We start from the raw sequence: 12,570 nt of genomic DNA, 5'->3' as shown, positions 1-12,570 counted from the left end.
GGGGTGACCGGGGCCGCCCAGCTGACGACAGCCACGAAGTCAGCTAGGCAACCTTGGGTACCATCGGAAGGTCCGGGATTCCGGGCAGTTCCTCCTTCATCTTGTGTTCTACCGCGCTTGATGCCTCGTCTACGAGCCTTACCGCCTCCTCGTTTGCAGTCTCAAAGTTGATGGTGTAGCCTCCCACCTGGCCGGCGTCCACCAGTATCCCGCTCAAAAGTTCCGAGATTATGCCCAGCTCCTCCTCCATCTCTGGCACAAAGGGCACGAGCGACGACCTCACGTTCTTTACGACGGCCATCGCAGGACTCAGGACTATGACTAGGTCGCCAAAGTCCGACACGGACGCAAGCCGGCCGTGGATTTTTTCGAGCGCCACCTTGGCTATCGAAACGACGCGGCTTACCTGCCTTGCCTTTGCCAGCTCGGCCGAGAGCACGGTCGAGTACTGGGCGTTGCTCTCCTTTATCGAGGCCATGAGCTTGCGGAACGTCTCGTCGTCCCGCGTCTTCATGGATGACTGGAGGGCGTCAAGCTGGGCTATCTGGTTCTCCATCCTCTTCTGCACTGCCTCAAGCCGCGGCCTCAGGGGACCTCCCGGCTTGGGCGAAACAGTTGATGAATCGTCGGTAGAAGTAGTGACTACTGATTCTGACTTGACCCACTTTGACATCGTCATTTTGCAACGGCTTTGCTTCCGGGGCCGGCGATAAGACGCCCGGTGTGCCGGAAAGTTTTGTCACCGCGGTGACGCGCTTGCGCGGTAACAGCTTGGCATTTTTTTGACTTTTGACGCAATATGTTTGACCCACCGTTTTACCTTGGCGCTGTACAAGTCTATGCCGGATGCAGCACCCTTATCATCATCATGATCATGATACTTCTCCAGCCTCAGGCGACCTGCCGGCCAGCCTCGAAGAGTTTGGCCTGTCAAAATATGAAGCGCGCGCCTACCTCACGATGATAGGCAAGGGCTCGCTTGCCGCAAGCGACCTTGCGTACTATGCCAACCTTCCAAGGACCAAGGTGTACCAGACCGTGAAAAAGCTGGAGAAAAAGAGGCTGGCAGTCGTGTCGAGGCAAAAGCCGCTCATATGCAGCGCGATACCGCCGGAGGAGGCGTTTGGTGAGATAGTGAATCTGCACGAGCGCAGGGTAAGAAACATGCGCAAGATAGTCGAGCGTTTACAAAAGTTGAGCGACGAGGGGCAGAGGCCCAAGGGCTCGGAAGAAAGGAGGTACTTTATCCTCGATCCCGATTCTGCGTTATCAAAGATTTCTAGCCTGGCAGCAAACGCAAGGTCGTCGATAACTGCGACCTTGGACCCGTGGGGCCTGCGTCTGCTTGCGCAGTGCCGGGGGCAGCTGATAAAGGCGGCGACAAACGGCGCGCGGATTCGCTTTATGGTTGGCGCGCAGTGCCTGGGAAGCGAGAGCCTGTCGTCATTGCCGGACGGGATTGAACTGCGCATCTCTGATGTTTCGTCAAACTTGGTGATAATAGACATGACCCACATGGTCTCGGTCGACTCTAGCAACGGCAAGGCCGCGCTCTTTGCCTCCCTCGACGCGTACGGCGCGCTGCAGGCCAAGAACTTTGAGGAAAGCTGGGCAAGGGCAGGCGAGGCCAAGCACGCGCTGGAGGCCCAGCCGGCGCTTGCCGCAAAGGCGATAGAGCTTGCAAGGGTGGTGGAAAACGGCCTTGCCGCGCACATGCTCGAATACGCCTTGAACAACGAGGACCCCGCCGGCGAGCTGTTGGAAGTCATGGAGCGAAAATACGGCCTAAAGGTGGGGACGATGAGCGCGCCGGAGATGCTCGACCTTGTCGATTCCGCGCTAAAGATAAGCTGCCTCGGCGGGCTAAGGCACGAGAGGAGCAACAACATTGTCAGCCTCCAGTCCAAGGCGGAGGGCAAGCACGTCCTGCCCTGGGCAGTGGTGCTGGCATCCTACTTCAAGCGCGCAGGCAACGAGCCGCGGATAATGCAGAGCAAGCAGAGCCCGCAGCTGGTGCACGTCAGGCTGGCAAGGCCGATATAATAGCGCATAAATAGCAAAAGCGCCAACTGCTTTCTGTGCAAGCAAGGTTTGCAATAGCCGTCGGCGCCGCTATTGCTGCTGGAGCGATAGCTTTTGTGGTCCTGTACTTTACGCCGGCGCTCAGGATAGTCGAGGGCGCTCCCACCGTATCTGCAGTCGCGGGGGCCGGCCTGCCGGGGTACAACCATACGGTCGTGACGATTTCAGGCGTCCGCATTCTTGCAGACATTGCAGAAACGCAAGACAAGAAGGAAAAGGGTCTCGATGTCAGAAACAACATGACAGAGACAGAAGGCATGTTGTTCCCGTTTGACACCGACTATCCCCACCCGTTCTGGATGAACGGCATGAAGTTTCCAATCGACATCATCTGGCTCGACAGCAACAAAACAGTAGTGCACATCGAGCATTCGCTGCCTCCGTGCCCGAACCAGTTTGATTGTCCCAACCACCAGCCCGACAAGAATGCCCGGTACGTGCTTGAAACAGTAGCGGGGTTCTCGGAGCGCCACGGCGTGAAGGAAGGGACGCAGGCGCAGTTTGACCTGAACTAAAGATATAAACGGGTCGCGCCCTCCGCCTCTCTCGTACACACACATGGAATTTAATTCTCGTTTTGACGCCAAGGCGATTGAAAACGAGGTTCGCAGTTATCTCGATAATCTCGACCTGAGGGCCATGCTGGAAAACGAGCTTGCCGGCAGGCCCCTTATCGGCTACATAGAAGGCCCGCCCACGATGAACGGCGAGCCGCACGCGGGGCACCTGCGCGGGCGGGTCATCAAGGATTTGTGGTATCGCTTTAACACGCTGCGCAAGGGCAAGGTGATATTCCGCGCAGGGTGGGACACGCAGGGCCTGCCTGTTGAACTGGCGGCGGAAAAGGAGCTAGGGCTGACTGGCAGCAAGGCCGAAAACGTCAGCAAGGTTGGAATCGAAAAGATAGTAGAGACCTGCAAGAAACTAATCCACACGTACAACGAAAAATGGCGAGCGATGGACGCGCTGCTCGGCATGTCGTTCAACTATGAAAAGGCGTACTGGACGTACAGAGACGAGTACATAGAGCGCGAATGGCAGTTTCTGAGAAAAGCGTGGGAGACCGGCGTCCTGAAAGAGTGGTTCAGGGTGGTCGCGTACTGCCCGTCGTGTCAGACCTCGCTTTCAAACGCCGAGGTGAACCAGGGCTACGAGACCGTGGAGGACCCGTCGTTCTACTATAAGGTGAAACTTGCCGACGAGGACGCTTTTCTCATCGTATGGACGACGATGCCCTTTACAATAGTCACCGACGAGATGGTGGGCGCAAACCCCAAGGCGGACTACTCGTACGTATGGATCGCAAAGGACACGAACGAGGGAGGCGAGCGATGGGTCGTCGGCTCGGACAGGCTTGCAGAACTGATGAAGGAATTGCGCATCGAAGACTACAAGGTCGAAAAGACGGTCAAGGGAAGCGAGCTTGACGGCAGGCACTATGTGCATCCACTGTTGGACATGATACCCGGCCTTGCCGAGCTTGCCAAAACTGGCTCGATACACTTTGTCGTCGCAGAGGACTATGTCGACACTGCGACCGGCAGCGGCCTCGTGCACCTGTCGCCGGCAAACGGCGAGGAGGACTTTGACATTGCAAACAGGCGCAACGTCCCGATATTCGTCCCGATTGATGATAGAGTGGTGTTCACGGAAAAGGCCGGCGCGTTCAGTGGCATGTTTGTCCGCGACGCCGACATGAAGGTGTTTGAAGCAATGAAGGCAAGGGGCGCGTCCGTGAAAATGGGCAAATTGAAGCACCAGTACCCCACGTGCTGGCGCTCGCACCACAAGGTGGTGTGGCTTGCAAGGCGCGAGTACTTCTACATCCTGAGCAACCTCGGCGACAAGCCTTTGGAAGCCGCACAAAAGGTCGACTACTTTTTCGAGCAGCCAAAGAACAGGTTCGTAGAGATTATCCGCGAGCAGCATCCCTGGTGCATATCCCGCGAAAGGGTGTGGGGGACGCCACTGCCGATATGGTCGTGCGGCAAGTGCGGCCACAAGGAACCCCTGTTTTCAAGGGAAGAGATCGTGAAAAAGGCCGAAGAGCTGCCGGATGGAGCCGAGTTTGAGCTGCACCGGCCGTGGATAGACAGAATAAAGATAAAGTGCGGAAAATGCGGCGCCGAGATGCAGCGCGAGCCGTTCGTGCTTGACACGTGGCACAATTCCGGCGCGGCTCCGTATGCGTCGCTGACTGACGAGGAGTACAAGGACCTGATACCGGCGGCGTTTCTGACAGAAGGCATCGACCAGACGAGGGGATGGGCGTACACGCTCCTCATGGAAAACGTCATCATGAACAGCGCGGCTCCGTACCGCTCGTTCCTGTTCCAGGGCCACGTGCTTGACGAAAAGGGCAACAAGATGAGCAAGAGCCTTGGAAACGTCATCGAAGCGCGGAAACTATTGTCGGAAAACCCTGTCGATCTTATCAGGCTGTACTTCATGTGGAAGTCGTCGCCGATAGAGGCGCTGAATTTCAGCCTCGACGAGATGAAGACTAGGACTTACCAGATACTGAGCACGCTCCACAACCTGCACGTCTACTTCCGTCAGAACAGCGAGTTTGACCATTTCGACAGGGAAAAGCACACGGTTGAATGGGCGCTTGAAAACGGCCTGCTTGCGCCGACAGAGGTATGGCTCCTTTCAAAGATGCAAGGATTGATAACAGAGGTCACGAGCGCGTTTGAACGCTGCAGGTTCCACGAGGGGGCAAAGGCGATAGACGAGTTTATCATCAACCACCTGAGCCAGACCTATGTTCCACTAACGAGAAACGTCATCTGGGACGACAGCGCCGAGAACCTGGACAAGCGCCTTGCCGTGTACGCGACCCTGAGCCACGTGCTCTTGCAGATAGACATCATGCTGCACCCGCTGTCGCCGTTCATCAGCGACTATATGTACCTCACGTGCTTGGTTGGCAGGAAAAAGAGCGTGCTTCTTGAAACGTGGCCGGTGCGCGACGAGCGGCTGGCAAACGCCAAGGTGGAGGGCGCCTTTGACATGATAAAGGAAGTCGTGTCGCTTGCAAACGCGGCGAGAAACCTCGCAGGGTTGAAGAGGCGATGGCCAATCCGCGACGCGACCATCTGCGGCACGCACACAGAATTGAAACCGCTGGAGGTGCAGGGCGTCGCCGAGTCTCTGAAATCGCAGTTGAACACCGAACAATACAGGATGGTACTGGTTAACGCAGGCTCGCAGCTGGAAAAGGTGTCCAGCCTGCTTGAAAACAACCTGCCAATCATGGTAAACGTTTCTCTGGTAAGAAAGAGCGTGGCGCCCCGGGTAAAGGCCGACATCAATTCCGTGTTGCAGGCGTTTGAGGGCACAGACAAGCTGGCAGTCATCAGGGAGCTGAAAACGTCCGGCAAGTACGTGCTTGCGTACAACGAGAAAACGACAGAGATTCTGCCGGCGGATGTCGACGTTGCGTACAAGGCGCAGGAAGGCTATTCGTCTTCGGAGCGAGGCAACCTAGTTGTGTTCATATCGACAAAGCGCGACAAGGAATTGATTGCAAAAGGCTTGCTTCGCGACTTGGCAAGGAACCTCCAGCAGTTGCGCAAGGAGAGGCAGTACAACCCGACGGACATACTTGCGGCGGCGTACGTCGCCGGGCTCGACGACGAGGAAAATGCGGCGTTGTCGGCCATGAAGGAAGAGATGACTTATCTTGTACGGGTAAAGGCAGCCGTGCTGTCAAAGGAGCCCCTTGACAAGGTGAGCTACAAGCAGGTGGAAATCGACGGCCGCGAATTTCGGATTTCGGTTGAATGATTTTTTACCAAATGGTACGCATTTTTGCTGCTATATCGTAATAACAGACAGCCGGGTGTTTGTTGGCATCGGGGGCAGGTAGCACATTCAAGAAGTACTGGCAAGTAAGGACTGTTTACCCGCAAGTCTATGTTTATTGGCATACTGTCTTATCTAGATATTTTCGCCCAATTATCTGCAATTGACCAACGAGCAGGTTACCCTTGATAGCTGGGTCACGGGACGGCTGCGTGACAGGCTGAGGAGGGCGTCCATCATCGCCACGAGGACGGGCAAGCCCGTGGTGCTGTACAGGCACACCATAGAGGAGATGGACCAGTCTGCCGAGGAAGAGATAGCGACCGTGAACGAGCAGTACGTAGTCGTGCAAGTAATAACGCACGGCGGATTCATACCGCCGAACTTTCAGCAGCAGTACGTGTTCACGTTCGAGCAGTTCCCCGAGTACATCATGAAGAGGAGCAACGAGCTTCTCGCGCTGTGCCTTGACAGCCTTGATCAGGAAATAGCCGATTAACACTTTTATCGTGCCCAATTAGGTGCATTTACCGCACAATAATGCTTATCATCGCCTTTTGAATATGGGATTTTGTATGAAAAAAATTCTAACTGTCCCAATTATTGTGGCTATACTATTTCTCCTACCTTTGATGTATCAATCGCGATTTCAAGCTTGTGAAACGGGCCACGGTTGCAGAGAGGTTACGGTGATGCATTCAATAAGTTATCATATTTTTGGATTTGGAGGTGTAATGTATTATCCTGTGACATATGAGCTGGGTTATTCCATGACTACGAGCGGACCTATGAAGACATCCTCGTCAGAGATCCATGATCCAAGTTAGGTGAATGGCACCGACCAATCGCCGCCTAATGAGGCACGATTACACTTTTAAAGGCGCCCGCCTTTTCCAAAGGCGAAATGGCCAAGTATGACGGGATAAAGGGTCAGGAGCTCCTCGACGTCGAGGAAACCAAGAACGAGATCACGCTGATATTCAAGGACAACAGGTATCTGTTTGTCAAGTTGCAGAACGGGCAGCTCGTGATAGATTCGGTGCCAGAATAGAATCATTTTTTGCTTTTCAGGTATTTTTCATACATCTCTATCGCCCATTCCTGCGCGTCGGACTGGATGGAGCCGGGGCGCATTGCGCGTATCTTGTCTATTGCCTCTTGCGCTGCTAGTCCCTGTTTCTTTATCAGGTATGCTGCTAAAATGACGCCGGTCCTGCCCTTTCCTGCCGCGCAGTGGACCATCACCGGCCCTGGCTGCGCGTCGATAAACTCGACTGCGCGCTCAATGTCTTCAATCTCTGGCGCGGCAAAGTCGTCCACCTGCAAGTGGAGATAGCCGACACTTCCGTTGACCCACTCTTCCGGGAGCGGCCCTTCCCTCACCGTCACTATCGCAGATATTCCCTGACTTTTCGCCCAGTCAAACTCGGCCTTTGTGACAGGCATTCCGGAGCCGGCTAGCTTGCCTTCTAGCACCCAGCCAAAGTTGGACGGCCGGTCAGAGGTCAGGCCCCGCACTTTGCGGTACGCGTCGCCCAGCTTGGTCAACGGCATGGAATTGTTGGTTGCAGTTTATAACGCTATATGTATGCACAAAGCAGATATTCTGCGCCTTTGAAGGTACGTTATGATTGAAGCCAGGTGCCCCAAGTGCAGCAAAAAGGCACAAGTCGACGACGATATGGCAAACGTCAAATGCGACTTTTGCGGATACTCGGCAACCTACGACGAGTACCTTGAGCTGATGAAGGAAAAGGCGGTCCTGATGGCAGACGACTATCAGATGAACTGGGACAAAAATCCGTTCTAATTACCAGACGTTTCCTTTGTCGCTGCAGTCGAGGTGGCTGCCGCAGTTCGTACATATCATGTGGCACGCTGTCATGTTCTTCATTTCAAAGCCGCAGCGTGGGCATTCCATTGTTTCTTCCTTTGTTTCTGCCACGCCTATGCTTTCAGGTACTAGTTTTTAACCGTTTCAATATCCTGAAAGTAACTCATTATGGAATAGTTTGAGTGGCATCCTCATGTTGTGCCCTAACCTGCAACCCGCTTGGCGCGGTTTGACGACTCCTGCAGCTCACATTATTCTGTCTCCTTGTGGCTTTCTATTGCGTACAAACGTCAGAACTGCAAGCGCCACGACAGAGACAGTTATCAAAATACTTCCTATTATGATGTGGATGAAATGTTCTAGTCCAAATCCAATGCCTGAAGCTATGTGAATCTCATGCGGCGCTGACCTGAAAAAGAGACCCAATCCAATCACCGCTCCTGTCACCAGCAAATACTTTGTCGACGTGCCGGCCCTGGCAGCGGCCGCGACTACAGTGACTAGCCCAAGTCCGAAAAGAGTGCTTGCAAAAGGGGTCACCGAAGGCAGGCCAGACTCAATGCCAACGACCCTGCTCAGGACTAGCCCGACACTGAGAAATTCGAGTATAAATCCTGCAAAGTAGATGGCTAGGCCGGTTGCTACTCCGTACTTGCCCGCACTTATGCTGCTACTGTGCTGCTCTGGCAATCCTGTTTGACTCCTCCCCCGCAATACGGCTCTCCACTTTGCCTCTGTACACCGTTGCGAACGTTGCCGCAGCTGGCCCCGCTGCCAATACTTGCTTTTTTGATTCGATGATGATACTAGCCAACAACGATCAAAACAGCCGCATTACAAGAGATAAGCCTGATGCAAAGCAGATTGCAAAAAATGGACATGATGATCCGGCGGATCAGCTTTCGCTAAAAACTAGCAGCAGCGCCGTCATCCAGCTTTATTTTTTTGCTTATTTCATCCAACAAATGTTTCAGATTTAGATGCATACCCAAGGGAATAATCGGGATGACTTTGAGAACCCCTTTTATGGAGCCGATTTTCTCTGTCACCGACTCTAGCTCTGAGAGGTTTCTTGCAAACAGGGTTAGAAGCACCATAGTTTCAGAACTCGGTGGCACGACGAACATGAAATGATCTTCCGACTGCTTGTGAAGCTGGCTTACAACATTGTCGTACAAGGAATTGTCTGTAATGACGATTAGCCTGAAATCGAGATAGTTGCTCATGGCAGCCTTGTTGCAATGGACAGTAAAGTCGAGGATGCGTTCTTTCGACATGACTCCCAACCTCCTGATGACTGTTTTTTCTGTTACAGAGGTGCGTTTTGCCAGATCTTTTATCTTGATTCTAGGTTCCAAAAGTAGCCAGTAGATAATCTTCCAGTCAGTCTGCGACGGCGTAAAATCATAACGCAGTTCTTCTGTGAATTTTACTACCACCTTGCTAGGTTTTATCAAGCCGGCGATCTCTTTTATGCTGGGGACCCTCGTTTCCTTCTTGAAAAAGAGCCTGAAAACCGAGGTGTTCTCGAAAAGGCTGACTTGCATGTATAGGTATCCGAGGCTTGCCAGACGACTGGCTGTTCTTTCTTCCGAGTTCCCGTCGTGCCGTACCAGGATATTGAATGATTTGTCGAATCCAAATATTGCAAAATTCGGGACTGTCATGAAATTCTGTATCACCTTGCCGGCGACAAGTTTCTTGATCCTGTTCTTGACAGTATTAACGGTAATCCCAAGGATGGAGGCGATGGAACTGTACTAAGCCCGGGCATCGTAAGTCAGTCTCTTCAGGATTTCCAAGTCTATTGAATCCAAGACGACTCCCTTTGACATCGACGACAACAACAAAGTGAGAGGGGGTGAGACTGCTATATGAAACCTAGCCACACGAGACCAGCATTTATGAGAAATCATGGATGAGTAATTATCCCCTAGTCGGACTACAATATCGCAGGATCTTCAAGCCAAAGGTTAATTAAATCCAAAAGGCGCCTTGATTCTGCATGGCGCAGTTCAAGTTAGTCATTTCCGACTCGACAGGCAGGAGCGTCTCGCAGGAGCTCAAGGACAAGTCCGCGCAGCCGCTGCTTGGCGCTAGGATTGGTTCCATTCTCGATTCATCCGTAATAGGCATTTCAGGTGGCAAGGTCAAGATAACAGGAGGCTCTGACAAGTCCGGCACCCCAATGCGCTCTGACGTCCACGGCGGAGTAAAGAAATACGTGCTGATGTCCGAAGGCGTCGGCGCCAAGAACCTGGAAGGAGGCAGGATTCGCAAGCTGGTCAGGGGCAACATGGTCACCGAGGAAATTTATCAATTAAACGTCAGCCTGGTGGAAGGCAAGCTGCCGGAAAAGCCAAAGGAAGAAGCCCCGGCTGCTGAAGCAGCACCGGCAAAAGAAGAAAAGAAGAAAAAGTAAGTTTTTTCCTCTCCTTACCTTAATATCAGAGAGAATTAAACGGTAGATATCAATTGCACTGGAAAGAGACACTGCCGGACTGGTACATAAAGGAATTTGGATACCAGCCCAGCGTTAACATTGGCACGTCGGGCCACGTGGACCACGGCAAGACCACGCTCGTAGAGGCCATCACGGGCGTGTGGACGAGCGCGCACAGCGAAGAGCTCAGGCGCGGCATTACAATCAAGGTAGGTTATGCAGACGCAGCGTTTTACAAGTGCTCAGGGTGCGAGCCTCCGCAGTGCTACGGGACGCAGCCAACCTGCGAAGGGTGCGGCGGCAAGGCAGAGCTGTTGCGCGTCGTGAGTTTCGTAGATTCTCCCGGCCACGAATCATTGATGGCAAACATGCTTTCCGGCGCCGCGCTGATGGACGGCGCCATACTCGTGATGGCGGCAAACGAAAAAGTGCCGCAGCCGCAGACCCGCGAGCACCTTCTTGCGCTCTCTGTCCTTGGCATACAGCAGCTCGTCCTCGTACAGAACAAGGCAGACCTTGCCACTTATGACGAAGCGTTGGACAACTACAAGCAGATCAAGGACTTTGTAAAAGGCAGCATCGCAGACAAGGCGCCGATAGTGCCCGTGTCTGCGCAGCACCGGCTCAACATCGACTCGCTCATCGAAGCGATTGAAACCAACATCAAGACGCCAAAGAGGCTCAAGGACGTACCCCCGATAATGCACACGCTGCGCTCGTTTGACATCAACAAGCCGGGCGCGCCGATAAAGCAGGTCAAGGGCGGAATCCTAGGAGGCGCGCTGGTGCAGGGCGAGTTTTCCGTCGGCGACGAGATAGAGATAAGGCCGGGACTGGTGGACGAAAAGAAAAACAGGTATGAGCCCATTACCTCCGTGATTTCGACTCTTGGTACAGGCGCCGGCCTTGTGGACAATGTCAAGCCGGGCGGCCTCGTAGCTATTGGAACAAAGCTGGACCCGACGTACACAAAGAGCGATTCTCTGATAGGCTCTGTCATCGGCAGGCCTGGCACGCTTCCAAAAGACGTCGAGGACGTTACTGTCGAGACACATCTCTTTGACACGGCTGTTGGCACGCAGGATATGGTCAAGGTCGAGCCGATAAAGGCAAAGGAGCCATTGAGGCTCAACATCGGAACGGCTGCGGCAGTCGGCACTGTTACCAGCGTTCGCGACGGCAAGATGGAAGTGAAACTGAAAAAGCCGGTGTGCCTGATGCCAAAGAGCAGGGTCGCCATCAGCCGCAGGATTGCAGAAAGGTGGCGCCTCATTGGGTCCGGAATAGCGGTCTAGTGCTATGCAGGTTCTCTGCGACACAAGTTTCCTCATGGTCCTCGTGCAAAAGCCGATAAAATACATTGACAGGGTGGAGCACGAGTTTGGCCGGCTTGACTTTATCGTTCCCGGAATTGTCATCGACGAACTGAAGAGGCTTGCAGAGAAGGCGGGACCAAAGCGGGCCATGATGGCCAAGACCGCGCTTGAAATCATCAGCACAAAATTCAAGGAGGTGCAGATCCCAAAAGCCGCGCATGTGGACGACGCGATTGTGGAATACGCGACGGAGAACAAGTGCGCCGTTGCGACCATCGACACCAACCTGCGCAGGCGCCTCATTGCAAACGAAGTGCTCGTACTGACGCTGAGCCGCGACAGGCTCGTCGTGGCAAACCCGAACCTGGACTGAAAACTTAAATAAATTTCAGATGAGTCTTTCTCATGCTCGATTACAAGGGGATAAAGTTCCACTGGCTTGGCCACGACGGCTACAGGATTGTCGCCAGCGGAAAAACGATCTACATCGACCCGTACCAGCTGTCCAAGGCGCAGCAGGGAAGAAACGACGCCGACATTGTCCTGATAACCCACAACCACTATGACCACCTGAGTATGGATGACCTGAAACAGGTGGTCGGCAAGAAAACCGACATAATAGCGGCAAAGGAATGCGCAGAGCAGCTAAGGCCGCTTGGGCTTGCGGTAAATGCGGTTGCGCCGGGCGACAGGGTGATGGTGCAAGGCGTGCAGGTGGAGGTGGTGGCGGCGTACAACACCAACAAAAAGTTCCACCCAAAGGCCGACAAGAAGGTCGGCTACGTGATGACGCTGAGCGGCATTCGCGTCTACCACGCCGGCGACTCTGACGACATACCGGAAATGTCGCAGGTGCATCCTGACATCGCGCTCGTGCCGGTCTCTGGCACGTACGTCATGACTGCAGACGAGGCCGCAAAGGCGGTGGACGAAAAGATAAAGCCAAAGATGCTTGCGATCCCGATGCATTATGCCTCAATTGTCGGCTCGAAAAAAGATGCGGCGCGTTTTAAGGAACTGGTAAAGGCGTGCCCCGTGGAGATACTTGAGCAGGAATAAAATAGGCAGTACCTTAAAAAAGAGGTGAA

15 protein-coding genes are annotated in these 12,570 nt (G+C 53.7%); 10 read left to right on the top strand and 5 right to left on the bottom strand.

The features are described 5' to 3' along the window. Positions 1–43 precede the first annotated feature (43 nt). Positions 44–679, bottom strand: a complete 636-nt coding sequence (locus tag ACYOR7_RS00760) for a Snf7 family protein (RefSeq protein ID WP_479912850.1) — start codon at positions 677–679, stop codon at positions 44–46. Positions 680–846: 167 nt separating this feature from the next. Between ACYOR7_RS00760 and ACYOR7_RS00755 the strand changes: the two genes are divergently transcribed. The 5 genes from ACYOR7_RS00755 (at position 847) to ACYOR7_RS00735 (ending at position 6,940) form a co-directional block, all read left to right on the top strand. Continuing rightward, entirely contained in the window at positions 847–2,043 is a 1,197-nt protein-coding gene (locus ACYOR7_RS00755) for a TrmB family transcriptional regulator (RefSeq protein ID WP_479912849.1), read from the top strand. 35 nt (positions 2,044–2,078) lie between these two features. Further along, the gene (locus tag ACYOR7_RS00750) at positions 2,079–2,597 is read left to right on the top strand and encodes a DUF192 domain-containing protein (RefSeq protein ID WP_479912848.1); all 519 of its coding nucleotides are present in this window, start codon (positions 2,079–2,081) and stop codon (positions 2,595–2,597) included. 43 nt (positions 2,598–2,640) lie between these two features. Continuing rightward, positions 2,641–5,871: an isoleucine--tRNA ligase gene (gene ileS, locus ACYOR7_RS00745; RefSeq protein WP_479912847.1), complete on the top strand. Its 3,231-nt coding sequence runs from the start codon at positions 2,641–2,643 to the stop codon at positions 5,869–5,871. A 181-nt stretch (positions 5,872–6,052) separates the two neighbouring features. Continuing rightward, a complete protein-coding gene (locus ACYOR7_RS00740; RefSeq protein WP_479912846.1) occupies positions 6,053–6,388 on the top strand; it encodes a hypothetical protein in 336 nt (111 codons plus the stop codon). A gap of 405 nt (positions 6,389–6,793) precedes the next feature. Beyond that, on the top strand, positions 6,794–6,940 hold the full coding sequence (locus ACYOR7_RS00735; protein WP_479912845.1) for a hypothetical protein: 147 nt from the start codon (positions 6,794–6,796) through the stop codon (positions 6,938–6,940). 2 nt (positions 6,941–6,942) lie between these two features. Here ACYOR7_RS00735 and ACYOR7_RS00730 read toward each other — a convergent pair whose 3' ends face one another. Next, positions 6,943–7,443: a dual specificity protein phosphatase 23 gene (locus ACYOR7_RS00730; protein WP_479912844.1), complete on the bottom strand. Its 501-nt coding sequence runs from the start codon at positions 7,441–7,443 to the stop codon at positions 6,943–6,945. Positions 7,444–7,516: 73 nt separating this feature from the next. Here ACYOR7_RS00730 and ACYOR7_RS00725 point away from each other — a divergent pair, with 73 nt between their 5' ends. Further along, positions 7,517–7,699, top strand: coding sequence for a zinc-domain-containing protein (locus tag ACYOR7_RS00725; RefSeq protein WP_479912843.1), 183 nt, complete (start codon positions 7,517–7,519; stop codon positions 7,697–7,699). On the opposite strand, the gene ACYOR7_RS00720 is transcribed toward ACYOR7_RS00725, so the two are convergent. From ACYOR7_RS00720 to ACYOR7_RS00710, 3 genes are all read right to left on the bottom strand, one after another. Next, on the bottom strand, positions 7,700–7,834 hold the full coding sequence (locus ACYOR7_RS00720; RefSeq protein WP_479912842.1) for a hypothetical protein: 135 nt from the start codon (positions 7,832–7,834) through the stop codon (positions 7,700–7,702). It abuts the gene before it with no gap. Positions 7,835–7,969: 135 nt separating this feature from the next. Next, positions 7,970–8,413 carry a hypothetical protein gene (locus tag ACYOR7_RS00715; RefSeq protein ID WP_479912841.1) on the bottom strand — a complete coding sequence of 148 codons (444 nt, stop codon included), beginning with the start codon at positions 8,411–8,413 and terminating at the stop codon, positions 7,970–7,972. 215 nt (positions 8,414–8,628) lie between these two features. After that, positions 8,629–9,390 (bottom strand): winged helix-turn-helix transcriptional regulator, encoded by a 762-nt coding sequence (locus ACYOR7_RS00710; RefSeq protein WP_479912840.1) that lies wholly within the window; start codon positions 9,388–9,390, stop codon positions 8,629–8,631. Positions 9,391–9,728: 338 nt separating this feature from the next. Between ACYOR7_RS00710 and ACYOR7_RS00705 the strand changes: the two genes are divergently transcribed. The 4 genes from ACYOR7_RS00705 to ACYOR7_RS00690 are packed head-to-tail and all read left to right on the top strand — an operon-like array spanning position 9,729 to position 12,541. Beyond that, positions 9,729–10,145: a S6e family ribosomal protein gene (locus tag ACYOR7_RS00705; RefSeq protein WP_479912839.1), complete on the top strand. Its 417-nt coding sequence runs from the start codon at positions 9,729–9,731 to the stop codon at positions 10,143–10,145. A gap of 53 nt (positions 10,146–10,198) precedes the next feature. Then, positions 10,199–11,461, top strand: a complete 1,263-nt coding sequence (locus ACYOR7_RS00700) for a translation initiation factor IF-2 subunit gamma (RefSeq protein ID WP_479912838.1) — start codon at positions 10,199–10,201, stop codon at positions 11,459–11,461. A gap of 4 nt (positions 11,462–11,465) precedes the next feature. Next, complete coding sequence (locus ACYOR7_RS00695; RefSeq protein ID WP_294805915.1) at positions 11,466–11,855, top strand: PIN domain-containing protein; 390 nt, start codon at positions 11,466–11,468, stop codon at positions 11,853–11,855. Between the two features lie 32 nt (positions 11,856–11,887). Next, entirely contained in the window at positions 11,888–12,541 is a 654-nt protein-coding gene (locus ACYOR7_RS00690; RefSeq protein WP_294805917.1) for an MBL fold metallo-hydrolase, read from the top strand. The last annotated feature ends 29 nt before the right edge of the window (positions 12,542–12,570 follow it).

Source organism: Candidatus Nitrososphaera sp. 86-2, from assembly GCF_056726185.1.
The sequence above is the reverse complement of the archived record's forward strand: the minus strand, read 5'-3'. Positions and strand labels throughout refer to the sequence as shown.

Excerpts from the sequence above, each read along its gene's own strand:
- ACYOR7_RS00760 (WP_479912850.1), bottom strand. The coding sequence starts at position 679 with ATGACGATGTCAAAGTGGGTCAAGTCAGAATCAGTAGTCACTACTTCT.
- ACYOR7_RS00755 (WP_479912849.1), top strand. The coding sequence starts at position 847 with ATGCAGCACCCTTATCATCATCATGATCATGATACTTCTCCAGCCTCA.
- ileS (WP_479912847.1), top strand. The coding sequence starts at position 2,641 with ATGGAATTTAATTCTCGTTTTGACGCCAAGGCGATTGAAAACGAGGTT.
- ACYOR7_RS00735 (WP_479912845.1), top strand. The coding sequence starts at position 6,794 with ATGGCCAAGTATGACGGGATAAAGGGTCAGGAGCTCCTCGACGTCGAG.
- ACYOR7_RS00730 (WP_479912844.1), bottom strand. The coding sequence starts at position 7,443 with ATGCCGTTGACCAAGCTGGGCGACGCGTACCGCAAAGTGCGGGGCCTG.
- ACYOR7_RS00725 (WP_479912843.1), top strand. The coding sequence starts at position 7,517 with ATGATTGAAGCCAGGTGCCCCAAGTGCAGCAAAAAGGCACAAGTCGAC.
- ACYOR7_RS00710 (WP_479912840.1), bottom strand. The coding sequence starts at position 9,390 with ATGACAGTCCCGAATTTTGCAATATTTGGATTCGACAAATCATTCAAT.
- ACYOR7_RS00705 (WP_479912839.1), top strand. The coding sequence starts at position 9,729 with ATGGCGCAGTTCAAGTTAGTCATTTCCGACTCGACAGGCAGGAGCGTC.
- ACYOR7_RS00695 (WP_294805915.1), top strand. The coding sequence starts at position 11,466 with ATGCAGGTTCTCTGCGACACAAGTTTCCTCATGGTCCTCGTGCAAAAG.
- ACYOR7_RS00690 (WP_294805917.1), top strand. The coding sequence starts at position 11,888 with ATGCTCGATTACAAGGGGATAAAGTTCCACTGGCTTGGCCACGACGGC.